General features: G+C 70.3%; 21 protein-coding genes. 11 read left to right on the top strand and 10 right to left on the bottom strand.

Translation table 11 applies throughout. The features are described 5' to 3' along the window. Nucleotides 1-258: 258 nt before the first annotated feature. The 3 genes from ACI2LP_RS05125 to ACI2LP_RS05115 all read right to left on the bottom strand — a co-directional run bounded on the left by ACI2LP_RS05125 (nucleotide 259) and on the right by ACI2LP_RS05115 (nucleotide 3,532). Nucleotides 259-1,008, bottom strand: a complete 750-nt coding sequence (locus ACI2LP_RS05125) for a hypothetical protein (RefSeq protein ID WP_404723186.1) — start codon at nucleotides 1,006-1,008, stop codon at nucleotides 259-261. A 294-nt stretch (nucleotides 1,009-1,302) separates the two neighbouring features. Further along, nucleotides 1,303-1,719, bottom strand: a complete 417-nt coding sequence (locus ACI2LP_RS05120) for a VOC family protein (RefSeq protein ID WP_404723185.1) — start codon at nucleotides 1,717-1,719, stop codon at nucleotides 1,303-1,305. Between the two features lie 292 nt (nucleotides 1,720-2,011). Then, complete coding sequence (locus tag ACI2LP_RS05115; protein WP_404723184.1) at nucleotides 2,012-3,532, bottom strand: SpoIIE family protein phosphatase; 1,521 nt, start codon at nucleotides 3,530-3,532, stop codon at nucleotides 2,012-2,014. 385 nt (nucleotides 3,533-3,917) lie between these two features. On the opposite strand from ACI2LP_RS05115, the gene ACI2LP_RS05110 reads away from it, so the two are divergent. Beyond that, nucleotides 3,918-4,469: a hypothetical protein gene (locus ACI2LP_RS05110; protein ID WP_404723183.1), complete on the top strand. Its 552-nt coding sequence runs from the start codon at nucleotides 3,918-3,920 to the stop codon at nucleotides 4,467-4,469. A 64-nt stretch (nucleotides 4,470-4,533) separates the two neighbouring features. Here the strand turns inward: ACI2LP_RS05110 and ACI2LP_RS05105 are convergent, their stop codons facing one another. The 3 genes from ACI2LP_RS05105 to ACI2LP_RS05095 are packed head-to-tail and all read right to left on the bottom strand — an operon-like array spanning nucleotide 4,534 to nucleotide 9,931. After that, the gene (locus ACI2LP_RS05105; protein WP_404723182.1) at nucleotides 4,534-6,735 is read right to left on the bottom strand and encodes a bifunctional serine/threonine-protein kinase/ABC transporter substrate-binding protein; all 2,202 of its coding nucleotides are present in this window, start codon (nucleotides 6,733-6,735) and stop codon (nucleotides 4,534-4,536) included. After that, complete coding sequence (locus ACI2LP_RS05100; protein ID WP_404723181.1) at nucleotides 6,735-9,131, bottom strand: bifunctional serine/threonine-protein kinase/ABC transporter substrate-binding protein; 2,397 nt, start codon at nucleotides 9,129-9,131, stop codon at nucleotides 6,735-6,737. The genes ACI2LP_RS05105 and ACI2LP_RS05100 overlap by 1 nt, the downstream gene beginning before the upstream one ends. Next, the gene (locus ACI2LP_RS05095) at nucleotides 9,131-9,931 is read right to left on the bottom strand and encodes a hypothetical protein (protein ID WP_404723180.1); all 801 of its coding nucleotides are present in this window, start codon (nucleotides 9,929-9,931) and stop codon (nucleotides 9,131-9,133) included. The genes ACI2LP_RS05100 and ACI2LP_RS05095 overlap by 1 nt, the downstream gene beginning before the upstream one ends. 180 nt (nucleotides 9,932-10,111) lie before the next feature. On the opposite strand from ACI2LP_RS05095, the gene ACI2LP_RS05090 reads away from it, so the two are divergent. From ACI2LP_RS05090 to ACI2LP_RS05060, 7 genes are all read left to right on the top strand, one after another. Continuing rightward, nucleotides 10,112-11,632: a phytoene desaturase family protein gene (locus ACI2LP_RS05090; protein ID WP_404723179.1), complete on the top strand. Its 1,521-nt coding sequence runs from the start codon at nucleotides 10,112-10,114 to the stop codon at nucleotides 11,630-11,632. Continuing rightward, nucleotides 11,629-12,516 (top strand): fatty acid desaturase family protein, encoded by an 888-nt coding sequence (locus ACI2LP_RS05085; protein ID WP_404723178.1) that lies wholly within the window; start codon nucleotides 11,629-11,631, stop codon nucleotides 12,514-12,516. Before ACI2LP_RS05090 ends, ACI2LP_RS05085 begins: the two co-directional genes overlap by 4 nt. After that, on the top strand, nucleotides 12,509-13,114 hold the full coding sequence (locus ACI2LP_RS05080) for a TetR/AcrR family transcriptional regulator (RefSeq protein WP_404723177.1): 606 nt from the start codon (nucleotides 12,509-12,511) through the stop codon (nucleotides 13,112-13,114). The genes ACI2LP_RS05085 and ACI2LP_RS05080 overlap by 8 nt, the downstream gene beginning before the upstream one ends. Nucleotides 13,115-13,470: 356 nt before the next feature. After that, nucleotides 13,471-14,277 carry an SDR family oxidoreductase gene (locus ACI2LP_RS05075; protein ID WP_404723736.1) on the top strand — a complete coding sequence of 269 codons (807 nt, stop codon included), beginning with the start codon at nucleotides 13,471-13,473 and terminating at the stop codon, nucleotides 14,275-14,277. 6 nt (nucleotides 14,278-14,283) lie between these two features. Then, the gene (locus ACI2LP_RS05070; RefSeq protein ID WP_404723176.1) at nucleotides 14,284-15,624 is read left to right on the top strand and encodes an NAD(P)/FAD-dependent oxidoreductase; all 1,341 of its coding nucleotides are present in this window, start codon (nucleotides 14,284-14,286) and stop codon (nucleotides 15,622-15,624) included. Between the two features lie 92 nt (nucleotides 15,625-15,716). After that, entirely contained in the window at nucleotides 15,717-17,204 is a 1,488-nt protein-coding gene (locus ACI2LP_RS05065; protein ID WP_404723175.1) for a cytochrome ubiquinol oxidase subunit I, read from the top strand. Further along, nucleotides 17,204-18,244, top strand: coding sequence for a cytochrome d ubiquinol oxidase subunit II (locus tag ACI2LP_RS05060; protein ID WP_404723174.1), 1,041 nt, complete (start codon nucleotides 17,204-17,206; stop codon nucleotides 18,242-18,244). The genes ACI2LP_RS05065 and ACI2LP_RS05060 overlap by 1 nt, the downstream gene beginning before the upstream one ends. Nucleotides 18,245-18,255: 11 nt before the next feature. Here the strand turns inward: ACI2LP_RS05060 and ACI2LP_RS05055 are convergent, their stop codons facing one another. From ACI2LP_RS05055 to ACI2LP_RS05045, 3 genes are all read right to left on the bottom strand, one after another. Further along, entirely contained in the window at nucleotides 18,256-19,836 is a 1,581-nt protein-coding gene (locus tag ACI2LP_RS05055) for a GMC oxidoreductase (RefSeq protein ID WP_404723173.1), read from the bottom strand. A 267-nt stretch (nucleotides 19,837-20,103) separates the two neighbouring features. Then, nucleotides 20,104-21,048, bottom strand: a complete 945-nt coding sequence (locus ACI2LP_RS05050; RefSeq protein WP_404723172.1) for a cyclase family protein — start codon at nucleotides 21,046-21,048, stop codon at nucleotides 20,104-20,106. A 3-nt stretch (nucleotides 21,049-21,051) separates the two neighbouring features. Next, nucleotides 21,052-22,872, bottom strand: a complete 1,821-nt coding sequence (locus ACI2LP_RS05045; RefSeq protein WP_404723171.1) for a glycoside hydrolase family 15 protein — start codon at nucleotides 22,870-22,872, stop codon at nucleotides 21,052-21,054. A 353-nt stretch (nucleotides 22,873-23,225) separates the two neighbouring features. On the opposite strand from ACI2LP_RS05045, the gene ACI2LP_RS05040 reads away from it, so the two are divergent. Beyond that, nucleotides 23,226-24,179 (top strand): DUF389 domain-containing protein, encoded by a 954-nt coding sequence (locus ACI2LP_RS05040; protein WP_404723170.1) that lies wholly within the window; start codon nucleotides 23,226-23,228, stop codon nucleotides 24,177-24,179. A gap of 475 nt (nucleotides 24,180-24,654) precedes the next feature. Here the strand turns inward: ACI2LP_RS05040 and ACI2LP_RS05035 are convergent, their stop codons facing one another. Next, complete coding sequence (locus ACI2LP_RS05035; RefSeq protein ID WP_404723169.1) at nucleotides 24,655-24,807, bottom strand: hydrophobic protein; 153 nt, start codon at nucleotides 24,805-24,807, stop codon at nucleotides 24,655-24,657. 286 nt (nucleotides 24,808-25,093) lie between these two features. Here ACI2LP_RS05035 and ACI2LP_RS05030 point away from each other — a divergent pair, with 286 nt between their 5' ends. Continuing rightward, nucleotides 25,094-25,363: a hypothetical protein gene (locus ACI2LP_RS05030; protein ID WP_404723168.1), complete on the top strand. Its 270-nt coding sequence runs from the start codon at nucleotides 25,094-25,096 to the stop codon at nucleotides 25,361-25,363. 141 nt (nucleotides 25,364-25,504) lie between these two features. Beyond that, the gene (locus ACI2LP_RS05025) at nucleotides 25,505-25,852 is read left to right on the top strand and encodes a PRC-barrel domain-containing protein (RefSeq protein WP_404723167.1); all 348 of its coding nucleotides are present in this window, start codon (nucleotides 25,505-25,507) and stop codon (nucleotides 25,850-25,852) included. The last annotated feature ends 149 nt before the right edge of the window (nucleotides 25,853-26,001 follow it).

The raw sequence follows: 26,001 nt of genomic DNA, 5'->3' as shown, positions 1-26,001 counted from the left end.
GACAGTCCGTGCCACAGAGCGGGAGGCAACCACTGCTGGCGGCGGGCGCGCGCGACGCCGTGGAACGATCCTGGGCCACGAGCGCCGGATCGACTGGCTGGTGGATCCCGGCGACCCCGGCGCCGACGAGCTGGAGATCTGCTGGCCGGACCGGGACGCCCTCGGCTTCGCGCTGGTGTCCCCTGCCAGGCCGGCCGTGACGGTACCGCCGGGCGAGCGCGCGACGCCGCCTGATTCCCGACCGCCGCTTCGCGCCGTTCAGCGCTGCTGGGCTGTCTCGCCGCGAGTGCGCTCGTATTCGGCCTGGTCCAGGATCTGCCAGGCGGCCTGGCCGATGGCGAGGACGCCGCGGGCCGGCAGGGGCACGTCACCGATCCGCGGATTCTCCTGCAGTTGAACAGGGCGTCCGAGGTCTGCGCCATCAAGCGTGGCTTGTGAGGCGTCGACGAAGTACATCTGCTGTGGCATCAGCGTTCCGGGGTGGCCGCTCGGCATCACGCCGGTCATCTCCAGGCGGCCCAGCCCCAGCGCCCGTGCCAATCGCTCGCGCGCCCCCACCAGAGCTCGGGGACGCCATGTCGACAGCGGCAGCGCCGCGCTGACGTGGTTCAGCACCCCGAGGAGTCGGGTCACGGAGGCGGTCAGCGTCCAGTTCAGCGAGGGTGAATCCATCGTCACCCTCAGGGAGGCCGGGGCCGTCCACATGAGACCGATCCGGGCGTAGCCCGTGTGACCGCAGGCCGCGCCGTAATACCTCGGGCATGCCGTGTCGAGTCGCTCCCCGTCGACGTAGATCGACCACCTGCCGCTCGGGTCGCGATGCCACACCGTGCGATAGGGACCGAAGGAGCTCTCCGGAAACACACGCAGCGCGAGGACGTGACCGGAGTCGAAAGGCAGCCCGAACACGCCCCAACCCTTGACGTACTCGTGGTTCGGCCAGGGGGCCCGTCCCCGTCCCGCCGGGATCCCCGACAACTTGGACGACAAATCGAGCATCTGCGCCACCTCGTTCCGGACAGCTCCGGGCCTGCACCCAGAATGCCAGCAACTGACCGGCTGGACACTGTGGGACGACCAGGGCCACCTGTGAACGGCGGCAGCACCAGCCGGGCCGCACGCGGTCGCCGATTCTTCAACAAGCAACCAGCGTCTTTACTGGTCAGAGGTGCCGCCGAAAGGATCTTGGCGACCTTGTCGATCAAGATTTCATGATCGACAGGACGGAAATCTCCTCATGGCGCGGTCCCCGTGCCAGACGCGCCGGCCGCCTGAGGGAGGGGCCGGCGCGCCGCTGTCCGTTCAGGCCTGCTGCTCGCTGATGTTGACCAGCCAGGTGATGCCGAAGCGGTCCGTACACATGCCGAAGACGTCGCCCCACATCTGCTTCTCCAGCGGGACCGAGACAGTGCCGTCGCCGGAGAGTTTGTCCCAGTAGCCGCGCAGTTCGGCGGCGTCATCCCCGCTCAAGCTCACGGAGATGTTGTTCCCGGGCTTGTGCTCCATCCCCGGCGGGGTGTCCGCGCCCATGAGCGTGAAGCCGCTGTCGGTCTCGAGCATGCTGTGCATGATCTTGTTGGCCGCGTCTCCGGCTTCCTTCTCGCCGAAGTCACCGAATGTGCTCACCGTCAGGGTGCCGCCGAAGATCCCCTTGTAGAACTCCATGGCTTGCCGGGCGTCGCCGTCGAAGCTGATGTACGGGTTGAGTCGAGAAGGCACGAGATATTCCTTTCCTGATGAGGCGTCAGTTTCGGAAGACTGAGCGGTGTTTTGCCGGTGATCAGGGCGACTCCCCGGCCGTCGAACGTCGGCCTGATGTCGCCTCCTGCGCCGTCCAGTAGCGCAGGAGCACGACCCCGAGTGGAACGGCCGGACGTCCACGAGTCACGGTTTCGGGACCCTCGGTCGCGTCTTCGAACAGCCGTCAGCCGTCAGCCACAGACAGGTGTGCAGTCGAAGGCGAGCGGCTGATGAAACGCGGTAGCGGCGCGTTCGACGCTGGGGCGCGAGGTCAGGCAGGAGTCTCCTCGCCTGCTGGACAGGGCCCGGCCCGGGCGATGAGCACGGCTACATCGTCGTGATCTCCCGGGTGGCGCAGGGAGTGCAGAAGCAGATCGCAGGTGTCGTCCAGCGAGCGATCGGGGTCGTCGAGGAATTCGAGGAGGGTGTCCAGGCGTGCGTCGATGGCCTCGTCGCGGGTCTCGACCAGGCCATCGGTGTAGAGGACGAGTTGGTCGCCCGGCACGAAGTCGAGGCAGGTCGCGTGGAAGGGTACGCCGCAGCCGCCAAGCGGTGCGCCGGTGGGCAGGTCCAGAAGTTCGCGCTTGCCGTCCGGATGGAGGAGGACGGGCGGCAGGTGCCCGGCGAGGGAGACGTGGCATTTCGCGCTGTGCGGGTCATAGACGGCGTAGACGCAGGTGGCGATCGTGTCCTGCTCCAGGTCCTCGGTGATGTGGTCGAGATGCTGGAGGACTTGGGCTGGGTCGAGGTCGAGGCCGGCCAGGGTGCGGGTGGCGGTGCGGAGCTGGCCCATGCTGGCGGCGGCGCTGACGCCGCTGCCCATGACGTCTCCCACGACGAGGGCGGTCTTGTCGCCGCCGAGCGCAATGACGTCGAACCAGTCGCCGCCGATCTCGCTGGCTGCCTGGGCGGGCTGGTACCGGGAGGCGACAGCCAGCCCAGGCCGTTGCGGTGGCGGGTGGGGTAGCAGGCTGCGCTGGAGGGTGAGAACGGTGCGGCGTTGTTCCTGGACGGCACGGTGCCGCTCGGTGACGTCCACGCTGGAGGTCACCACCCCCAGCACCTTCCCGTTGGGCGCTTCGAGCCGGTGGAAGGAAATCGACCAGGCGTGCTCGTTGTCCGGGTCGGCTGGGGTGCGGCCGACGGTGTACTGATCCGAGACTGGGGTGCCACTGGCCAAAACCTCGCGCATCGTCGCTTCGAAGGACTCGTCCAAGAAGGGCAGCACCTCATGGACGTGCCGCCCCACATGCTCGGCGGCGGGCACGCCGTTCATCCGCTCCTCCGCTGGGTTGACCGAGACGTACCGAAGGTCGGTGTCCAGTACACCCAGTCCGATCGGCGACTGGGACACCAGTCGGGCGGACAGCGCCAGGTCGCGTTCGACCTGCCGTAGCGTTGCCTGATCCGTGGCCAGGCCCAGGGCGTAGTAGTCCCCCTGGTCGTCCTGCAGTCGCATGTTGCGGAACTCCACCGGCCGCGTGTTGCCGTCCTTGTGCCGGATCGGGAAGACGCCGGCCCAGCTGCCGCCCTCTTCCATGACCTGGGCGAACACGTTCAGTACGACCTCCAGGTGGTCCTCACGGATCAGCAAGCGGCCCGCGTACTGGCCGACTGCCTCCTCGGCGCTGTAGCCGAACAGGTCCTCAGCCTGTGGGCTCCAGAGATCGATCCTGCCCTCGGCGTCGAGTAGGACGGCGGCGACGCCCAGCACGTCCAGCAGACCACCTGACGAGGCGGAGGCAGTCCCGGCCTGTCCCAGGTCGTCCCCGAAGGATCCGGTTGGACTCATCCCAGGCACTCCTTCCGCCCGTCACCGCAACGTGCTGCCTGCCACGGCTCGGGCCGCGCCTTGTCGCCCAGCGCTCCGGGCTACTCCATCGTCTCCCCGCAGCCGCCGACCACGCACCCCCCAAGATCCGAGCAGCAGGGCGAAGGTCGTCACGATCACCAAAGGACGATCTGACCTGCGGCTCGTCGGCCGGTTGGGTGACCCGAGGGGGTCGAACCGCCCTGATCGATCAGGTTTCATGATCGACAGTCAACGGGACGCGGGAACCGGGCCACCGGGCGGGCGCGTCCCCGTAGTCCGGGACGGGTCGGCCGTCCGCCGGCTGTGCCATGTCCGCGCTGCTGACCCGCTTCAGCCGCGTGATTTCTACTGAGGGAGACCGCCTGTGAACGAGAGACGGATCGAGTTTCACGCCTCGTGCGGGCACCGCATGTCCGTGCCGCCTGGGCAGAGCAGCACGGACGTGCGGTGCCCGCACTGCCACCAGGTCGTCCGCGTGCCGGCGCCGGACGTGCCGTACGCCTCCCCGGTGGTCCCGTCGGCGGGTCCGCCCGAGGCGGCGGCGCTCACACCTCTCTACCTGGTCGCCCTGCTGGGCGGCCTGACGGCCGCGGCGGTCATCTACCTCGTGATGTTCGACGACCTGTCGGAGAGCTTGCTCGTCGACATCACGCCGTTCTGGTTCTTCCCCATCGTCTTCGGCCTCTACGGCTTCACCTCCCAACGCCTGATCGGCTATCTCGAGCAGGGCCGGGCGAGGACGCTGGCCGAGGCGGCCCGGGTGTTCATCGACGTCGCCGGGCACTGGGCCGCACTGGTGATGTTCCCCTTCCTGGTGCTGAAGTGGCGCAGCTCCCTCCTGGTTTCCCTCACCGCGGCCTTGTTCTGGGCGGTGCTGCTGTGGCTCTTCTTCGCCGCGGTCTTTCCGGCGCTGTGAGGACCGCGACGACGCTCCCGCCCACCGTGGCCACATCCGCCCGGCCTCCGTCGATGCGTCCGGCTCACGAGACCGCTTCCTGGTACTGCCCGAGAAAGTCGAACTCTCCGTCGGCGGTACGGAACAGGAACATGGCGTCGCTGTTGTAGTCCTTGCCCGTCGTGTACTTGATCGTCCGGCTGATGCCGCGATAGTCGACCTCGTGCATGCGGCGCACGATCGCGCCCCGTTCCGCCAGGGGAGAGCCCTTTCTCGTGCAGACCGCGGCCAGGAACAGCACGGCGTCGTACGCCTCCGCCGCGTACCAGCCGGGGCGCTCGTCGAACCGTGCGCGGTACGCCGCGGTGAAGGAGCGGGCCGCCGGCGTGGACGCCGGATCGATGAAGGTGGTGGTGAACACCCAGTCCTCGGCGGCGGCGCCCGCGGACTTCAGGAACCGCGTGCCGAAGGCCCGTTGGGTCGCGACCCGGGCTCCGGTGAACCGGGCCTTGCGCAGCGCGGACGCGAAGGCGCCCGCGCGTTCCTGGCTTCCGCTGAACACGACCGCGTCCGCGCGATCCGCCATGACCTTGCCGGCGAGCGCGGCGGAGTCGAGCGTCCCGGCGGTGACACTGGTGACGGTCGCGTCCCTGCCCTCCTGTCGCAGCACCCGTTGGAGCTGGTCGCAGAGGGCCCAGGCGAAGTCGCCCTCGGCCTGGTCGTCCACGAGGAACACCTTGCGTGCGTCGGCGGAGCGGGTGAGATAGGCGTTGCACGGGGCGGCGAGCAGCTGATCGGTGGGCCGTAGCGCTGCATGCGAGCGGAGAGTGGATGCGCTGACCTCCCTGAGCTCTGGCGCGACCCCCACCGAAACCGAGAGGACCGGCATCACGGCCTTGGTGTAGGCGTCCTCCACGGCGAGAAAGCAAGCGTCGGTGGTGGGGCCCAGCACAGCGAGGACACGCTCGTCCGCCGTCAGCCGCCGGGCCAGGTCCCGGGCCCGTTCGGGCTCGCCCCCGTCGTCGTACGGGCGCAACTTCAGCCGCAACGGGCGGCTGCTCTCGGCGTTGACATGCTCGACGGCCAGTCGGGCCCCGTTGAGCTGTGCGTGCCCGGCGTCCTTCGCGGCGCCGGACAGATCCCCCTGGAAGGCCACGACGAGTTCGGGCCGTGAGGCCGAGGAGGGCGAGGCGCCGCCGCCCGTCTTCCGGCCGCCACGGGTGCTCCACCACCAGGCTGAGCCGCCGGCCACCAGTGCTCCGGCCGTGGAGCCGATGCGCAGGAAACCACGGCGGCCCATGGCGGGTGCGCGGGACTGCGGATCCACCAGGGACGTCACCGTGGCGGCTTCCGGTGACGCCGTGCCGACCGGTGCGGACACCCGGGTCGGTTCGATCGCCTCCATGCCGAGCACGGCCGCGGACCGGTCTGCGATCAGCCGCGTGACCGGCTCGGGCAGCCACCGCTCCCGGTCGTCGGGGGCGATCTCGTCCAGCGCCTCGCGGATCTGGGCGGCGGTCGGCCGCCGTGCCGGATGCTTGTCCAGGCACGCTCGTACGAGCGGCTCCAGCGCGTCCGGCAGCCCGGGCAGGTCCGGCTCCTCGTAGACCGTGCGGAGCAGCGTGCCGGCGGCCCCACCGCCGCCGAACGGCCGTACGCCCGTGGAGGTGAAGGCCAGGAGACAGCCCAGCGAGAAGACGTCGCTGGGCGGGCCGATCTCGCCGGCGCGCGCCCGCGCCTGCTCGGGCGACAGGAATCCGGGCGAGCCGACGATCACGCCGCTGGACGTGAGCGCCGTGCCCTCCGGTGTCCGTGCGATGCCGAAGTCGATCAGCCGCGGCCCGTCCGGGGCCAGCAGCACGTTGCCCGGCTTCACATCGCGGTGCACCAGCCCCGCCCGGTGGACCGCCTCCAGCGCCTCGGAGAGCCGGAGCCCCAGGACAGACACCGTGGCGGCGGACAACGGCCCTTGCGCCTCCAGTACTTCGGAGAGCGAAGGCCCCGGTATGAACGCGGTCGCCAGCCACGGATCCTCCGTGTCGGCGTCCGCGTCCAGCAACGGGACCACCCAGGGGCTGTCCACCTGCTGGGCCACCGCGATCTCCCGGCGGAACCGGGCCCGGAAATCCTCGCCGCCGGCATGGACCGCCCGCACGACCTTGACCGCGGCGAACGCCCCTCCCGGCGCGCGGGCCAGGAAGACGACGCCCATGCCGCCGGCGCCGAGCCGCCGCAGCATCCGGTAGCGGCCCAGCCGGGACGGATCGGCCGTACGCAGCGGCTCCATCAGGCCTTGTACGGCGCGGGGCCGCCGTACACGAAGCGACCCTTGTCGACCCGCCAGAGGAAGACCCCGGTGCCGTCGATGACGATGTGGCCGCTCGTGTCGAACGCGAACGGCTTTGTGACGCCTTGGTACTTGATGGCCCGCACGGCGGTGAGCAGCTCCTTGCGGGTGCGGCTCTTCGCCGGCAGGTCCGCCAGCGCCTTGAGTACCATGCCCGTCACGTCATAGGCCTCCGCCGCGTACCGGGGCGGCGCCTCCTTCCATCGTTTCCGGTAGGCGTCGGCGAATGCCTTCACCTCGGGCTTGAGCGTCGCGTCGACGACCGGCGCGACGATCGTCCATCCGTCGGCGGCCTCCTTCGCCGCCGTGAGGAACCGTGGGTCGAGCAGGTCCGGGCCGGAGGCGCGGGCGCCGGAGAAGTCGCGCTCCCGCAGCGTCCGGGCGAGCGACGCGGCCCGGTCGTGCAGTCCGGCGAAGGCGATGGAGTCGGCATCGGCGGCCAGCAGATCGTCCACCGCGTCGTCGAAGCCGGACCGCATCGCGCTCACCACCCTGGGCAGGTACGGCTGTCCCGCGTTCCGCAACACCGTGCTCAGGTTGCTGCTGAGCTCCCAGCCGTAGTTGTCGGCCGCGCGGTCGACGACGACACCGATCTTGCGCGAGCGCGCGGTCCCGCGCAGATAGGCGCCGATGTAGAAGGGGAGCAGCGAGTCGGGGAGCCGTGCGTGCAGGAACGAACGGAAGCCCTGGACACTGAGGTTGATGGCTCCCGGAGAAACGGCGACCACCGGCAGGAGTCCGGCGTCGTACGCGGCGAGCGCCGTCTGGGCGGTCGCGTCCGTGGTCGGACCGACCACGGCGAGCACCGACGGGTCGTCGGCGAGCTGCTTCGCCAGCCGTGCCGCGACGGCCGGGTCGCCGGAGTCGTCGACGGCCCGCACCTTCACGTCGAAGGGAGCCTCGCCCCGGGCGTTGAACTCCGCGACGGCCAGCCGCAGTCCGCGCTCCTGTGCCCGCCCCGTCTCGCGCCGGGAGCCGCTGAGGTCGCCGTGCACCGCGACGGTGTAGGCGGGGCGCCGGGAAGTGGCGGGCTTCCTGTCGTCCGGTCCGCCGTCCCTGCCAAGGGTCCACCAGCCCGCGCCCGCACCCGCCGCGAGCACCGCGCCCCCACCGGCGAGCAGAAGGAAACGGCGCCGTCCGGGAGTCCGGGTGCCGTCCGTGACCGAAGGCACCGCATCCCCGGTGTCGGATGCCGGTTCGGTGTCGGCATCCTGAGGTCCGCTGCTGCCCTGGGAGTTGCTCCCCGGGGTGCTCTCCGCTCGCGACGTGCCGGCCGAGACCTCGGTGCTGTCGATGTCCGGCAGTGCGAGTGCGGCGGCCGAGCGCCGGGCGATCAGCCGCGTGACCTCTTCCGGCAACCACGAGACGGCCCCGCCGCCTGCCTCCGTACCGCCGTCCGTTGTACCGCCTGCCTCCGTACCGCCGTCCGTCGTACCGCCTGCCTCCGTACCGCCGTCCGTCGTGCCGCCGTCGGGCCCGTCATGGGTCAGACCGTCGGCAGGGGCATCGGCAGGAGCATCGGCCAGGTCACCGGGAAGCAGTTCCCGCACCAGTTCCTCGACACCGGGCCGCTGTGCCGGGTCCTTCTCCAGGCAGCGCGACACCACCTCGCCCAGCGCGGGCGGGACGCCGTCGAGGTCGGCAGGGTCGTGCACGGCCCGGTACAGCAGGGCGTCGAGCGCCCCGGTACCGAACGGCGGCCGACCTGTCGCCGCGAACGCCAGGATGCAACCGAGGGAGAACACATCGCTCGGTGGGCCGATGGCCTGCCCGCCGCGCCCCTCTGCCTGCTCCGGTGACAGATAGCCGGGTGTGCCGACCACCAGCCCCGTCGCGGTGAGCGCCGTGTCCTCAGGTGCCCTGGCGATACCGAAGTCGATGAGCCGAGGCCCGTCGAGGGCGATCAGCACGTTGCCCGGTTTGAGGTCCCGGTGGACCAGCCCGGCCCGGTGGACCTCGGCCAGGGCCCGTGCCAGCCGGCCGCCGAGGATCCGCAGTCCGTGCTCCGCGAGCGGCCCGTGCGCGGCCACGGCCTCGGCCAGCGACGGGCCGGGTACGTATGCCGTTGCCAGCCATGGCGCTTCGGCGTCCGCGTCGGCGTCCACGAGGGGCACGGCCCACGGGCTGCGGATGCGCCGGGCAACGTCGACCTCGCGGCGGAACCGCTCCTTGAAGCCGGGCTCCTCGGCGTACTCCGCTGCCAGCACCTTCAGCGCCACCAGCGCGCCGGCCGGTGTGCGCGCGAGGTACACCACCCCCATGCCACCGGCGCCGAGCCGCCCGAGCAGACGGTGGTCGGCGATACGCACGGGGTCGGAAGAACGCAGCTGCTCCATCAGGCCTTGCCTCCCAGCTCGAATCTCACACGGTCGAGCATGTTGGTCGTGCCGCGCGTCACGTACTGCTCCAGTTCGGCGTCGGTGTACCCGTGGGTGCCCTTCAGCGACACCGCCACGGTCACCGTGCCCAGCCGTGTGACGATCCACCGGTAGGAGGCCTTGCCGCTCCCGGCGAGATAGGAGCCGCGCTCGTAGACCGAGTCGTCCGCGTAGGTGTTCCCGCGCACGCCGAAAGGAGTGCCCACGGACATCAGGTTCGTGATCCGCTCGTCGGTGCGTACCTGTTGCTCGGGGCAGCGCAGCACCTCCTCCAGCGTGGTGGCCAGCTGGTCGTCGGCACCCAGCTCCGTGGCATGCACGGTCACCGCGGCCGTCACCTTGATCGCGCCGCGGCTCCCGCTGCCCGGCAGTTCGCTGTAGAGGGACAGCGAGGCCAGCACGCCCTTGGGCAGCGCCCGGCGCTGCCATCGGCACTGCTCGTCGAGTACGGCGACGGTGCCCGGTGCGCTCCGGGCCGGCTGCTGCGCCTTGAAGCCCCGGCTCCAGTCCTGTGGCCGGAACACGACCGCCTCGGCCAGCGCAGAGCCCTGACTCCTCGTACGGGGCACGAGATCCGCGGTCGCCTCGAACGGTGTCGCGGGCGGCTGTGCGCCACCCGCCGCCTGGCCCGACGCGGAAGCGGACGGCGCCGGGGACCGCGACGCCTTGGCGCTTGGCCCGGCTGCCTTCTCGGCCGCCCCGGCGCTGCAGCCGCCGAGCAGCACCGCCGCCGCGGCTCCCGACGCTGCGGCTCTCAACCGCCAACTGCCTCTGCGTCCAGTCGTTTTACCATCCATCCCCGCCCCCTTCGCAGCTGTCCCCCGTTTGTGATCGGTGATCGTACAGAGGTGCGCGAGAAAGACGAGGGGATTCCAATGAGTCTCTTCGGACACGTCGGAGCTCTTGACGCGAAGGGCCAAGTTGCCCATTCTGAACGGATGTTCAGAACGAGTGTTCAGAACCTGGGGGAGCACGTCGACGCGGCGGTGATAGGCGGCGGCATGGCGGGCATGGCGACGGCGCTGCGGCTGCAGGCGGCCGGACTGTCCACTCTTGTGCTGGAGGCACACGGTCACGCGGGCGGCTGCGCCGGGTACTACCGGAAACGCGGTTTCTCCTTCGACGTGGGCGCGACCACCCTGGTCGACTTCGGCCCCGGCGGCGTCGGCGGCGAACTGCTGGAGACCGTGGGCATCCCGCCGCTGGACGCGCATGAACTGCCCGGCTACCGGGCCTTTCTGCCGGACCGTGAGGTCGTGCTGCACCGCGATCCCGCCGCGTGGCACCACGAACGGCTGCGCAAGTTCGGCGACAGTGAGGACCATCGCCGGTTCTGGGCGCTGCTCGACCGGCTGGCACACACCTTCTGGAGGGCCAGCCGGAAGGGCGTACGGCTGCCGGTACGCGGCCCCGCCGACGCCCTCCGCGACCTGCGGGCGGTCGGGATGCCCGGCGTACGGCTCGCCCGCCACCTGAACCGGACCCTGGGCGACGCGCTGCGGGACCACTCCCTGCGCGGGGACGACGCGCTGGTAGGGCTGCTCGGCATGCTGGTCGAGGACACGGTGCACACCGGTGTCGACGACGCGCCGCTCATCAACGCGGCGCTCGGGGTGACCATCCGGGGCGCGGGACTCAGCCGGCACACCGGCGGCATGCACGGATTCTGGCGCGTACTCCTGCAGCACTACCGGGCCCTCGGCGGTTCGCTCCGGGTGGGCTGCCGCGTCGCGCGCGTCGAAGGCGGCCCCGGCGCCTACCGGCTGACCACCCGCCGAGGCGTCGTTCACGCCCGCCGACTCGTCTGCGCGGTCCCCGCCGCCACCACGGCGACCATCTGCGCGGGGCTCCCGGTCGCCCGCAGACTGCGGACCTACCTGGAACGGGACGCGGACGCGCTGGGCGGTGCGACCGTGGTCTTCCTCGGCGTACCCGAGTCCGAGGTGGCGGGCCAGGACCTCACGCACCATCAGGTGCTGCAGGCGTACGACCGTCCCCTGGGCGACGGCAACAACATGTTCGTCTCCGTGTCCGCCCCCGGCGACACACTCAGCGCCCCGCCCGGGCACCGAGCGGTGATGATCTCCACCCACACCGACCTCGCCGCCTGGCGCGGCCTCGACCGGACCGCGTACGAGCAGCGCAAGAAGGAAACCGGCGAACGGCTGGTAGCCCTGGCCCGGCGCGTGTACCCCCGCCTCGGAGAGCGAGCCGTGATCGCGCAGACCGGAACGCCCCGCAGCTACGAACGGTTCGCCTTCCGTCCGGACGGAGCGGTCGGCGGAGTGCGCCAGCATCTGCGCAACGCCAACCAGCACGCCGTTCCGCACGATCTGGGCGGCCCCGGGCTGTGGCTCGTCGGCGACTCGACCTGGCCGGGTCTCGGCACGGTCGCCTGCGTGCTGGGCAGCCGCATCGTCGCCGAGGGCATGCTGAGGGAGAAGGGACGGGCCCGATGACCCCACCCGATCCGGCCGCAGGGCCCGAACCACCGGTCGTACCGGCCGCCTTGCCGCCTCCGGCCGTCTTGCCGCCTCCGGCGGCCGGGGCCCCGGCACCGGGTCTGCCGTCCCTGGCGGAGCTCGGCGAGGATCTCCTCGTCACCACACGCAGGCAGCGGATCGTCGCCCTGTCCCGCCCGGGCGCCGGAGTCCTGTGCTTTGCGGGTGCTGTGTGGCTGGGCTGGTGGTGGCTGACCCCCGTGATCGTCTTCGGCATCTTCGTCGCCGTCGTGACCGTCACCCACGACGTCGTGCACCGCACCATCGGCCTGTCGCCCCGCGCCACCGACTGGGCGCTGTTCGCGATGGGGCTGGTCCTGCTGGAGAGCGGGCACGCCTACCGGTCCACACACACCCAGCACCACCGGATCTTCCCGCACCCCGACGACCCGGAGGGCTACCCGGCCGAGCTGTCGCTGCTCGGTGCCGTCTGCTACGGCCCCGTGTTCCTCGTGCGCCTGTGGTTCTGGTCCTACCGGCGGGGGCGGGACCGCCGTTGGCTTCTCGCGGAAGCCACGGCCCCGTTCGCCGCGCTCGGCGGGGGAGTGCTGCTCCTGCCTCACACGCCAGGGGTGCTGGTCTATACGGTGATGGCGATCGTCGGGAGCTGGGTGTACCCCCTCCTGACGGTGTATCTGCCGCACCACGACTACGGAGACACCCCGTTGACGCAGACCCGCACCATGCGCGGGAGGATCATCCCCGCCGTCTTCCTGGAGCTCACCTACCACTTGGAGCACCATCTCTACCCGCGGGTGCCCAGCCATCACCTGCCGGAGCTCGCGCGCCGGCTCGAAGGCCACTTCGCCGCCCAGGGGGTCCGGCCGGTGCGCGTTGTCTGACACTCGTGACCGCGTCCTCGACGCCACCCTCGCCTGCCTGGTGCGCAACGGCTACGGAGGTACCACCGCGCGGGCGATCGCCCAGACCGGCGGCTTCGCGCCCGGGGTGATCTACTACCACTTCTCGGACCTGGACGATCTGCTGGTGGCGGCGCTGGCACGGACCAGCGGGTCCCGGATACGGCGCTATCGCGCCGAGTTGTCCGGGACCGAACGGGCCGCGCACGCGGTCGCACGGCTCCGCGAGCTCTACGACGAGGACACCGAGACCGGGCACATCGCCGCCGTTCAGGAGCTGTACGCCGGCGCCAGGCCCGGGTCGAGGCTGGCCGCCCAGCTGGCCCTCGAAACCCGGAACTGGGAGGAGCTGGCCGAGGAACTGCTGACCGCGCTGCTGCGCGGCAAACCACTCGCGTCCGTCGTGCGCGTATCCGTACTGGCGAGCGCGGCCGTGGCGTTCTACCTCGGCATGGAAACCCTCACCCATCTCGACGGCGACCGCTCCCGCCCGGCGACCCACTTCGACCAGGCCGCCAGGCTCGCCGCGGTCTTCGACCGGATCCCTCGCCTGAACCGGCGGGCACGCCGGACGCCTTGAGCTGCCGGCTGTTGCGGAGCCTCGCGCGTTGGAAGGGCAATCCGCTGCGGGCGAGTTCGAGACCAGGCTCCGGGGCAGCTCGTAGCCCGACCGTGTGACGTGCCCGGCCGAAATACGGCTGCGTTGCGCGCCGGTCCGTCCCGCCCGCGGGCAGGGTGCTTTCGTCTGGGAGCCGGGTGTGCGACGGCTCCTGTGCCCGTCCTGGCGGGCCGGCCGACGCCTGGCCTTCCTCATGCGCTCGTCCGTTCCCTGAGGGCGTGCCGTCCCAAGGCGGCGATCGAGCCGGACGTGGTGGCAGCGAGCCGCCGAAAGGAGAGATCGTGGTGGCAGGAAACGCCGACGAGAACCGTGGGGCGATGTCCGCGCAGCTTCTCAGGGGGCAGAAGGCACTGGTGACCGGTGCCAACTCGGGTATCGGCGAGGCGACCGCCATTGCTCTGGGCCGGGCCGGAGCGGACGTGGTGGTGAACTACGTCGTCGGTGCGGACGAGGCCGAGAAGGTCGTGGCGCAGATCGAGGGCTTCGGGGTCCGCGCCTACGCCCACGAGGCCGACGTGTCCGACGAGGACCAGGTGGTCGCCATGGTCGCACGGATGGTCGAGGAGTTCGGCACCATCGACATCATGGTGGCCAACGCGGGCCTCCAGCGGGACGCGCCGGTGACGGAGATGACGCTCGCCCAGTGGCAGAAGGTGATCGACGTCAACCTGACCGGCCAGTTCCTCTGCGCGCGGGAGGCCGCCAAGGAGTTCGTGCGGCGCGGCGTGGTGGAGGAGGTGTCCCGGTCGGCAGGGAAGATCGTCTGCATGAGCTCGGTCCACCAGATCATCCCGTGGTCGGGGCACGTGAACTACGCCTCTTCCAAGGGCGGTGTGGGCATGCTGATGCAGACCCTTGCCCAGGAACTGGCCCCCAAGCGGATCAGGGTCAACGCGGTCGCGCCCGGCGCCATCCGCACGCCGATCAACCGCGACGCCTGGTCCACCCCCGAGGCCGAGGCCGACCTCCTGCGCCTGATCCCGTACCACCGCGTGGGCGACCCGGACGACATCGCCAACGCCGTCGTCGCCATGGCGTCCGACCTGCTCGACTACGTCGTCGGCACCACCCTCTACGTCGACGGCGGAATGACGCTTTTCCCCGGCTTCGCCACCGGAGGCTGATCTCCGATGCAGGATCACATCACGCCCCGCCGGGTGGTGATCCTCGGCGGGGGGTTCGCCGGGCTGTTCGCCGCCCGTGCCCTACGGAAGTCACCGGTCGCGGTGACCGTGGTCGACCGCCGTGCCCACCACCTCTTCCAACCGCTGCTGTACCAGTGCGCCTCCGGGATCCTGTCCGAGGGGCAGATCGCGCAACCGCTCCGCGGGGTCCTGCGTCGTCACCACAACGTGAGCTGCGTGCTCGCTGAGGCCACCGACGTGGATGTCGGCGCCCGGCTGGTCCACGCCAGGCGACCCGACGGCGGAGCTGTCGAGCTGGCCTACGACGATCTGATCGTCGGAGTCGGCATGCGCCAGTCCTACTTCGGGCACGACGAGTTCGCCGCGCACGCCCCCGGCATGAAGACCCTGGACGACGCGCTGGACATCCGCCGACGGATCTACCGGGCGTTCGAGTTGGCCGAAACGGCCGCAGACGACCGGGAACGGCAGCAGTGGCTCACTTTCGCGCTCGTCGGCGGTGGGCCGACCGGTGTCGAACTCGCGGGACAGATCCGGGAGATCGCAGGCCACACGCTCGACCGGGAGTTCCAGAAGATCGACTCCGCCAAGGCCCGGGTGCTGCTCTTCGAGGGCTCCGATGCGGTGCTGGGCGCGTTCGGCCCTCCACTGGCCCACCGTGCGGCCCGAACCCTGCAGGGTCTCGGTGTGGAGCTCCACCTGGGCACGATGGTCACCGACATCGACGCACACGGCCTGACCGTACGGGACCATGACGGCGCGACGACCCGGTTCGAGGCACGCACCGTGCTGTGGACGGCGGGCGTCGAGGCCCCGCCGATCGCCGCCGCGCTGGCGCGGGCAACCGGCGCCACCCAGGACCGGGCCGGACGCATCCTCGTCGAACCCGACCTCACCGTCCCAGGACATCCGGAGATCCGCATCACGGGCGACGTGATGAGCCTGAACAAGCTGCCGGGCCTGGCCGAGGTCGCCATGCAGTCGGGCGCGTACGCGGGCCGGAGTGTGCGACACGCCGTCGAAGGCAGGACGAAGGAGCCGAAGCCCTTCAAGTACCTGGATCTTGGCAGCGCCGCCTACATCGCCCGCTTCCGCGCCGTCGTCAAGGCCGGCCCGCTGCATCTGTCGGGCTTCACCGGCTGGCTCGCCTGGCTCTTCATCCACCTGGCCTTCCTCACCGGCTTCCGCAGCAGGCTGGGAGCGGTGCTCAGCTGGTCCGTAGCCTTCGCCACCAGCTCGCGCCGCGAACGCGCCTTCACCATGCCCGACGCCGACGCATCGGCCGCCCGGGCGCCCGGACCGAAGGCGCCCCCGCCGCCTCCCTGACGACGGCCCCGGCCGACCCTCTACGGGCGCCCCTCCGCATCCTGTCCCTCCTCAGCCCCGCCACCCCCGCAGGGCAGACCATCGAGGCGCACATGCTCAGCACCGCCGTCCTTCTGGCGAACAGCACCCCGGACCAACTCCTGCCGGCCCGAGAGCTGATGGCCTTCACCCTGGCCTCGCACATCCTGCTGGTCCCGTTCGGCGTGGCACTGCCGTTCATCACGTTGCTCATGCACCACCGGGCGCTCCGCCGCAACGACCCCGTCGCCCTCACACTCGCCCGGCGCTGGTCGGCGGTGATGGCCGTCCAGTTCGCCATCGGCATCATCACCGGCACCGTGCTGTCCTTCGAGTTCGGCCTGCTGTGGCCCGGCATGATGGGCCGCTGGGGAGACGTCTTCGGCCTCGGGTTCGGCATCGAGGCGTGGGCGTTCTTCCTGGAGGCCGTCCTGATCGCGATCTACCTCTACGGCTGGCGCCGGCTCAAGCCCTGGACGCACTTCTGGCTCGCCGTACCGCTGCCGCTGGCCGCCCTGATGGGGGCGTTCGGCATCATCGCGGCCAACTCCTGGATGAACACCCCCCGGGGATTCAGCCTCGACGCCCAGGGCAAGCCGATCCACGTCAACGTGCAACAGGCCATCTTCACACCGATGTTCGGCCCGGAGTACTGGCACTTCGTGGTCGCGATGCTGCTGACCGCCGGGTATGTGGTCGCCGGCGTGTACGCGGTCGGCTGGCTGCGCGGGCGCCGTGACCGCTACCACCGGCTCGGCTTCACCGTGCCGTTCACCGTCGCCGCGATCCTCACACCGATCCAGTTCATGCTCGGCGACTCCGCCGCTCGCGCCGTCTTCCACAAGCAGCCGATCAAGTTCGCCGCCCTGGAGATCGTCTGGAAGACCGACACCCACGTACCGGAGTACTTGTTCGGGCGTCTGCATCCTGACGGGACGATCTCCGGCGGGCTCAAGATCCCCCAACTGGACTCGATCCTCGCCGGACTCAGCCCCGACACCAAGGTGACAGGCCTGTCGTCGGTCGCCGCGAGCGACCGCCCGACGGCGACTCAGGCCACCATCGCCCACTGGGCCTTCGACATCATGGCCACCATCGGCAGCGTGCTGATCCTGCTGGCGCTCTGGTACGCCTGGTCCTGGTGGCGGCACCGGGACAACCCCGGCAGCCGCTGGTTCTACCGCTGCGCCGCGATCGCGGGAGCAGCGTGTCTGGTCACCGTCGAGTGCGGGTGGATCACCACGGAGGTCGGCCGCCAGCCCTGGATCGTCTACAACCACATGAGGGTCTCGGAGGCGGTGACGGACACCCGTGCCTCGTCTCTGTGGGCGATGCTCGGCATCGTCATGGTCGTGTACGTGGCCGTTTTCGGCGCGTTCCTCGCGGTCGTGCTGAAGATGCGCACCCGCTGGCGCATCGCCGACGAGGGCTCGGCCGCCGCGCGCGCCGAACTGCCCCCGGAGACCGACACCCCGTACGGGCCCCGAAGCGAGCCCGAGCCCGCAGCCGCCGGGGCCGCGCCCGCTGGCGGGTCCGACCACACCCCTGGCGGTGCGTCGTAATGGCCGAGTTCATCGCATGGGTGCTGGTGCTCGCGATCGCCGCCTACGCGTGCGCCGGAGGCACCGACTACGGCGCGGGCTTCTGGGACCTCCTGGCCGGCGGCGCGGAGCGCGGCAAGCGGCCCCGCTGGCTCATCGATCAGGCCATGGCGCCGGTGTGGGAGGTCAACAACGTCTGGTTGATCTTCATTCTGGTCATCATGTGGACCGGCTTCCCGATGATGTTCCAGGCCGTGTTCTCCGCGATGTGGCTGCCGCTCGCCCTCGCCGCCGTCGGCCTGGTGCTCCGCGGCGCCGGCTTCGCCCTGCGCAGGCCGTCCCGTCGACTGGCCCAACGACGCCTCTACGGCGCGGTGTTCGCCGTCTCGTCACTGGTGACGCCGTTCTTCCTCGGGGCGGTGATCGGCGGCATCGCCTCCGGCCGGGTCAAGGTCGGCACGACCGCCTCCGCGGATGCCTGGGCCAATGAAACCTCCGTCCTCGTGGGTCTGCTGGCCATCGCCGCCACCGCGTTCCTCGGGGCGGTCTTCCTCTGTTCCGATGCCCGGCGGTTCGGCGCGGACGATCTCGTCGACTATTTCCGCGTACGGGCGCTGATCGCCTTCGGCGCCGTTGCGGTCCTTGCGCTCATCGGCCTGCCCGTCACCCACGACGACGCCCGTTACGTCTGGGACGGTCTCACCGGGGGCTGGGGCCTGCTGCTGATCGTCCTGGCCGCGGTCTGCGGTCTGGCGACGGTGCTGCTTCTGCTGCGCCGGTCCTACGGCTGGTCCCGCTACGCCTCGGTGGCGAGCGTCGCCCTGGTCGTCGGCGCCTGGGGCTTCGCGCAGCGGCCCTATCTGCTGCCCACCTCGCTGACGGTGGCCGAGGCGGCCGGCGCCGCTCACACCCTGCGCTGGCTGGTAATCGTCACGGGCATCGCGATCGTGCTGGTGGGCCCGGCGCTGGTGCTGCTCTACCGGCTCGACACCATGGGTGAGCTGGAGGAGCTCACCGACGCCGACACCCGGGCCGCCAGAACACCGGGGGACAACCTGTAGCGACGCCCCCGTCAGCGCAGCCGGGCGGCGATGTGGTCGCCGACCCGCAGGGCGTTGGCGATGGCGGTCAGCGACGGGTTCACCGCGCCGATGCTGGGGAAGAAGCTCGTGTCCACGACGTAGAGGTTGTCCAGGTCGTGGGCCTTGCAGTTGACGTCGAGGGCCGAACTCTTCGGGTCGTCGCCGAACCGCACGGTGCCGGCCTGGTGCGCGGTGGCGCCGATCGGCATGCCCTTGTGCAGGTAGATGCTGTGCGACAGCAGATGGTGCTCGTGCATGCCCAGGTGCCCGAGCATCTTCTGCAGCTTGTGCTGGAGGCGCTTCAACCCGGCCACGTTGTTGTTCTCGTCGAGCGCCAGGTGGATGGCGTCGTCCTTGTCGAGGGTGACGCGGCTCTCGGGCAGCGGGAGGTCCTCGCCGCACAGCCAGAAGTCGACGGCGTGGTGCGCCAGTACCTCGAACGGCATGTCGGGCGAGACCGCGCCGGCCCAGCGCGGCGCCTCGCCGTGGATCTGGTCGGAGTCCGACTTGCCGAGCATCTGGATCCCGCCGAGCGGGTAGTCCCAGTCGTCCGCGCCCAGATACCAGTCGTTCAGCGCCAGGGTCTTCTGGAATTTGGTGGGGTTCGGTTCCTTCGACACCGCCATGAGCGCGAGGTTGTTGTGCCGCATGTAGTGGCGTCCCACCACGTCCGAGCTGTTGGCCAGGCCGCCGGGGTGCTTGTCGTTCGCCGAACGGAGCAGCAGGACAGCGGAGTTGACCGCGCCACAGGCGACCACCACGATGTCGGCGCCGAATCCCTCGGTCGTTCCGTCCGCCAGCTCCGCGACGACCCTGGTGACGGTGCGTCCGGTCGGGTCGGTCTCCAGGCGCCGCACGTGGGCGCCCGTCACCATCGTGACGTTGTCGTGCTTCAGCGCCGGGTCGACGCAGATCACCTGTGCGTCGGACTTGGCGCCCACCAGGCAGGGGAAGCCGTCGACCCGGTCACAGCGGATGCAGACGCTGTCATGGGTGGCCCGGCCGTTCTCGTCCTGGGTGAGGTTCACGCCGATGGGCAGGTGGAAGGGGTGCAGTCCCTGCTTCTCCAGGTCGTCGCTGAGCTGCTGGATGCGCGGCTCGTGCTCCACCGGGGGGTGTGGATACGGGCCGCTGGCCGGACCTTCGGTGGGGTCCTCGCCATGCCGCCCGTGCACCAGGTAGAGCTGCTCGGCCTCCGTGTAGTACGGCTCCAGATCCTCGTAGCGGATCGGCCAGGCGGGTGAGACGCCGTCGTGGTGGCGCAGCTCGCCGAAGTCCTCGGGCCGGAGCCGGAACAGCGCGGCGCCGTAGAACTTGGTGTTGCCCCCGACGTAGTAGTTCACCTCCGGAGGGAACTGGTTGCCGTGCTTGTCGTACCAGAACTCGGGGGCACGGTACTTGCCCTTGACGAAGACGGCGGTGGATTCCCAGTTGTCCCGCTCCCGCGGCAGGTAGTCGCCGCGCTCCAGGACCAGGACCCGCTTGCCGGTGGGGGCCAGCCGGTGGGCGAGCGTACCGCCGCCCGCTCCCGTACCGATGATGATGACGTCGTAGTGGTGATCGTCGGCCATGCGAAGGCCCCGTTCTAGGAGTCGTTGGCTGTCCTGGCCTTAGCACCGCCCGGAGGGACCTGCTGTGCTGCGCTGTGCCGGACGCACGCCCGCACAATCGGGCACATCCGAGCCAATGTGGAAGCTATCGGGCAGTCCCGGTGGCGGCGACCCGACGGGAGCCGAACAGGTGCCTGTTCACCCGATCGCCCGCACCATCACGACCGTGGGCACCGGGGCAGTTGCTCCCATGACGGACCTCCGAGACCCGGCCCCGGGCCCGAGACGTCAGAGCACGGCGATCGGGTTGACCGGTGAGCCGGTGGCGTCCGGCAGCCTCAGTGGGGCGATCACGCAGAGGAACGACCAGCGGCCCTCCGCCTCGCAGACCGGCGCCAGGTCCTCGAACTGCAGGTAGTCCAGCAGGTGAATGCCCATGGCGTGGATCGCAAGCACATGCACGGGGAAGTCGACGCCCTCGGTGGAACTCGGGGCTGTGTCGTTGTTCCCGTCGCCGCCGAGCACGGCGACCCGCCGGTCCGCCAGGAACTCCAGCGCGGACGGATGGAGCCCGGCGCGCAGCTGTGCCGCGTGCCACGCTCCCAGTTCGGCGCGGCGTCGGCGGTGGCCGACCCGGACGAACAGGAGGTCGCCCTCCGTCACGCGGACGTCCTGGGCGGTCTCGGCCGCGGTGAGGTCGTCGGCGGTCACGTGATCGCCCGGTTCGAGCCACGGCACACCGCGCAGCCGCGGGATGTCCAGCAGCACGCCGCGTCCGACGATCCCGTCGCGAGCCGCCTCGATGGAGAGCGCCATGGCCCCGCCCGCCGTGACGCTGCTCGCGGCCACTCCGCCGTGCAGCGTGCCGTCGTAGATCACGTGGCACAGGGCGTCGATGTGGCTGTCGGCGTCGCCGTGCACATTCATGGCGAATCTGTCCATTGCGAAGTGGAGCCCGCTGGAGGTGTCTTCCTCCGGCTGCCCGCTCATCCGGTGCCTCGCGGGCTCCGGATTGTCCGGACCGGGCAGCGTCTCCACCGGCGCGGCGAGCGAGACCGTCCGGCCGGTCCGCACCTCGCGGGTGGCGGCCAGCACCCGGGCAGGAGTGAGTACGGTCAGAGCACCCCGGTCGCCGCCGGCCCAAGCGGTGCGCGAGAGCAGGCGCTGGTACAGCACGCCGAACTCGGCCGCGGTCAGTCGCGGCGGTCCTGCCGGACGGGCATGCGTGACCATGGGTCAGCGCCCCTGCTCCGCGTCGAGCGCCTTGTCGAGGGTGGTGGCCGCCATGATGAGCGACAGATGGGTGAACGCCTGGGGGAAGTTGCCCAGTTGCTCCCCGCTCGGACCGATCTCCTCGGCGAACAGCCCGACGTGGTTGGCGTAGGTCTGCATCTTCTCGAAGGTGTAGCGGGCCTGGGGCAGCCGCCCCGCCCGGGCCAGCGCGTCGACGTAGAGGAAGGTGCACAGACTGAAGGTGCCCTCCGAGCCGCGCAGCCCGTCCGGCGATGCCGCCGGGTCGTAGCGGTAGACGAGGCTGTCGGAGACGAGCTTGCGGTCCATCGCGTCGAGTGTGGCGAGCCACGCGGGGTCCTTCGGGGCGATGAATTGGACCCTGGGCATGAGCAGCAGGGAGGCGTCCAGGACGTCGCCGCCGTAGCGCTGGACGAAGGCGCCCTCTTTCTCGCTCCAGCCGCGTTCCATGACCTGGTTGAGGATGGCGTCCCTGGCGGTGCGCCACTTCTCCAGGTCGGCGGGCCTGCGGAAGTGCTCGGCCAGGCTCAGTCCCTGGTCGAAGGCGACCCAGGACATCACGCGGCTGTAGGTGAAGTCCTGGCGACCGCCGCGGGTCTCCCAGATGCCCTCGTCCGGCCGGTCCCAGGCGTCGGCGAACCAGTCCAACGCCCTGGTCAGTGACTTCCATCCCCGGTAGGTGGCCTGCTGCCCGATCTCTCGGCCCTGGGACAGCGCGTAGAGGGCCTCGCCGTAGATGTCCAGCTGGAGCTGGTCGGCGGCGCCGTTGCCGATGCGGACGGGGTAGGAGCCGCGGTAGCCCTCGAAGTGTTCGAGTGTCTCCTCCGGCAGGTCGGGGTTGCCGTCGATCCGGTACATCGTCTGGAGCGGCTCTTCCTCCTTGCCCTCGCGCTCATGCAGCCTCTCCACGAGCCAGTGGACGAAGGCGGTGGCCTCCTCGACGAAGCCGAGGTCCAGCATGGCTCGCACGGACAGCGCGCCGTCACGTACCCAGGTGAACCGGTAGTCCCAGTTGCGCTCTCCGCCGACCTGCTCGGGCAGGCCCATGGTGGCCGCCGCGATCAGGGCACCGGTGGGGGCGTAGGTGAGGAGCTTGAGGGTGATGACCGAGCGGTGCACCAGCTCGGGCCAGCGGCCCCGGTAGCGGGACTGGCTCAGCCAGTGCTGCCAGAAGAGGGCGGTGTTCTCGGCCTGTGCGGTGACCCCGTCGACCGTGAGGGGTGCGGGTGCCTCGCCGCCGGACGCGCAGACGGTGAACACGGCGCCGCCGGCTTCGCCGGCGCGGAGCGTCACTGTGCCGCGTACGTCCTGGCCGTCCTGCTCCAGCGGGAAGGTGGTCTGCAGGTGCGCGTCGATCCCCGGGGCCCGGAACAGGCCGCTCTTCTCGCCGAGCTCGAGTTGGTGCTCGGCCCGTCCGTAGTCGAAGCGCGGCCGGCACTCGAGTGTGAAGTCGACGGTCCCCCGCACGGCGCGCACCACGCGTATCAGGGTGTGACGGTCGGTGGCGGTGCGGGTCTGGTCCGGAGGCATGAAGTCGACCACCTCGCCCACGCCGTCCGGCGACATGAATCGGGTCACCAGAATGGCCGTGTCGGGGTAGTAGAGCTGCTTGGGGGCCGCGTCGGGGTGCTCGGGGGCCAGCCGCATGTACCCGCCGCCGTCGTGGTCGAGCAGGGCGGCGAAGATGCTGGGCGAGTCGAACCGGGGAGCGGCGAACCAGTCGACGACGCCCTGTGACGAGACGAGCGCGGCGGTCTGCAGGTCGCCCACCAGGCCGTGCTCGGCGATGGGAGGGTAGCGGTCCATGGCTGCTCCGAAATCTCGGAAGTAGCCCCCTTCGTCCACTATCCGGCCGCACGCTCGCCCTTGCCATGTCGAGGGGGGCGACGACCGCTCGCCCACGGCCGTCGGCGGCGACAGTACGCGGGCCGACACCCCTACGGCGCGACGGTGGGCTGCCACAGGCCCACCGAACCGGGGCCCTGGCCGGGCGCCCGAAGCGACCGTGGCCGCTGGAGCCGAGTGCCTCACTCGGCTTGCTGACCGCTTTCCCGGCGGCGTTACTGGCTGGGATTGGCCGGGCGCAGCTGGCCCCGGGCCCGGTGCACGGGCGCTGCCGCGCCTCGGTACGGCCGCCGCCCCAGCGATGGAGGTTGCGCATGGAGATGATCCACCTCCGACTGGTGAGCCCCGCGGATCTCACTCCCCGTGCGGTCGGGCTGCTGACCGACGACCGGTATGTCTTCAATCTGGTCGTCCTTCCCCAACTGGCGCACAACCCCGACGGAGACGCGGTCGAGTGCGACATCCTGGCGGGTGCGGCCAACGCCGTGCTACGTGGTCTGCGCGAGCTGGAAATCGACCGCCGGGGATCCATCGTCATCGAGCCGGTCGACATGGCCCTCTCCGGTACCGCGGCAGAGGCGGAGCAGCAGCAACTCGGGGCGCTCGCGCACGCGCCGGTCTGGGAGGAGGTGGAAGCGCGCATTCGCGCAGAGGGCACCTATCTGCCGAGCTTCTACGTCTACCTGGTCATCGCAGGCGTCATCGGGGCGGTGGGAATCTTCACCAACTCCCAGATCCTGATCGTCGCGGCGATGGTCGTCGGACCGGAGTACGGCGCCATCACGAGCGTCGCGCTGGGCATCGACCGTGGCAACCGCATCAGGATCCGGCAGGGCCTCTTCGCCCTGACCGCCGGATTCTCGCTGGCCGTCGTGGTGACCTTCTTGTTCTCGTGGGCGATCCGGGGCCTCAGTCTTCAACCCAAGGCATTCGACCTGGGTTTCAGGCCGGTCTCCACGCTGATCGACGCCCCGAACTTCTTCTCCGTCGTTGTTGCGGTGCTGGCAGGCATCGTCGGGATCGTGTCCCTGACCCAGGCCAGGACGAGCGCGCTGCTCGGTGTCTTCATCTCGGTCACCACCATCCCGGCCGCCGCCGACATCGGCGTCTCCTGCGCGTTCTCCAGCTGGAGCGAGGCGCGCGGCTCCCTGGCCCAGCTCCTCCTCAACATCGTGCTGCTGATCGTGGTGGGCGTGCTGATGCTCAGATTCCAACGGGCTGTCTGGCGGCACATCGGCCGACGCAGCGGGCGCTCCGGCGGCAGGTGAAGCCGTCGTCCGCGCGGAGCGGGATCTCGTACGAGCGCCTGAGCCAGGTCAGGAGGCGACGAGCCCGTTGCGGTATCGATCGAACTCCAGGTGGAACGTGGTGCCGTCCTTGACGTCGGTGGCCGCTGGCCCGGGGTGGGTGGGACCGGCCCGTCCCGAGCCGCAGGTGCATGGCGCAGGCGGTCAGGTGCTGTCGGTCTGGCAAGCGGGGCAGAGCTCGTAATGGCCATCGCTCACCACGCTTCCCCAGCCGCGGCACTCGTCGCAGTCGCGAGCCAGGGCGATGTTCGCGCGGGGGGCAGGAGCGTAGGGGTGGGCTCCAGAGTTCATCAGGTCATGTTCCTCGGGTAGAGGGCTGTGCATGGCAAAACTATGACATACCGCGCATAAATATGCAAACTGGCTCGAGGTGGCCCGCCCGATCGTCGGACGGGCGAGCCGAGGCCCGCCCGGACAAGCGTGCTGACGTCGTCGGTCACCAGTGGCTGCGGGCGGATCGGCCACCGGCGTGGACGGCGAAGCTGAGGACCCAGATGGCCAGGAGTACGACAGCGACGTACCACAGGATCAGCATCGGGATCCCGAACCCGAACAGAATCAGCAGGAGAAGAAGGATCCAGAGAAGCATGGCCGGGCCTCCAGGTCGCGGAAGAATTCCTGCGTTCCGCGGGGTCCCGGCGAAGCGGAAGGACGGGGACTTCGCCCGGAGAGTCCGAAGCGTCGTAGCCCATTGGCGTCGCCGACAGTCAACGCCGGGCCACGTCTGCTGTCAACGGACCATCAGGGCAGGGGAGTTCTGGGCCTGAGGCGAGTCGACAGGGGGCACTGTCCCCAACCTTGCAGCAGGACTACGCTGTTCTGTGAGGCCCCAGTCCCCGGCAGCGATGTCCAGTTCCGCTCCGGGAGGGTCTGCCATGTTCATCCTGCTTCTCATTCTCGTCGTGGTCCTGCTCGGCCTCGGCCTGCTCAACCCCATCTGGTGGATGGCCGCGGCCGTGCTCATCTTCGGTCTCGTCCACTACGGCCGTGGTGATGCCGGAGGTTGGGGCCGTGGCGGCGACTCCGAGTACCGGGAATATCGGGATCACCGTGATCGTCAGGACCGCTGGGACCGGCGCTACAGCCGGCAGCGCCGAGGCCGCTGGAATCGCGAGGACCGCCGGGACCACGATCACCACAGGTGAGAACGACAAACTCTGGTGCCGGTCAACGCTGTTCGACGCTCGGTCGGTGTTTGGGGCCGTGCGATGAGGGGACTCGGCCGGCGGCAGGAGGGACAAGGAATCTGCCCTTCTGTTCTGGCGAGACCTGAGGAGGGGAATTTCGTGAATGATCTCTGGGGCTACGCTCCGGCCGTCGGCCACAACCCGGGACACAGCCTGATCGGTTTCAAGGTGGAAGCCACTGACGGCAGCATCGGGAAGATCGACAGGCATTCCGACGAGGTCGGCTCGGCCTACATTGTGGTCGACACCGGTGTGTGGATCTTCGGCAAGGACGTACTGCTGCCGGCCGGTGTCATCGAGCGCGTGGACACGGCCGGGCAGAAGGTGTACGTGTCCCGGACCAAGGACGAGATCAAGGACGCGCCGGAGTTCGACAAGGAAAAGCACCTGGGAGACCCGGACTACCACCAGCGTCTGGGCTCCTACTACCAGCACCCGCGTGGCTGACCTCAGCGGCGTGTAACTCTCGCGGTGGGGGGGGGGGGGCGGGCCGGCCCGGCCCCGCCGCCCCGGCGGGGTGGGGGACCAGTTGGGGGGCCCCCCCGGGACTTGGGGGGGCGGGTGGCCCCACAAAGCCGGGCGGCGGCACCCCCCGG

Origin of the sequence: Streptomyces sp. NPDC019890 (assembly GCF_044903445.1) — a bacterium.
GTDB lineage: Bacteria > Actinomycetota > Actinomycetes > Streptomycetales > Streptomycetaceae > Streptomyces.
Note: the sequence above shows the minus strand (reverse complement) of the source record. Positions and strands in the feature narration are given on the sequence as shown.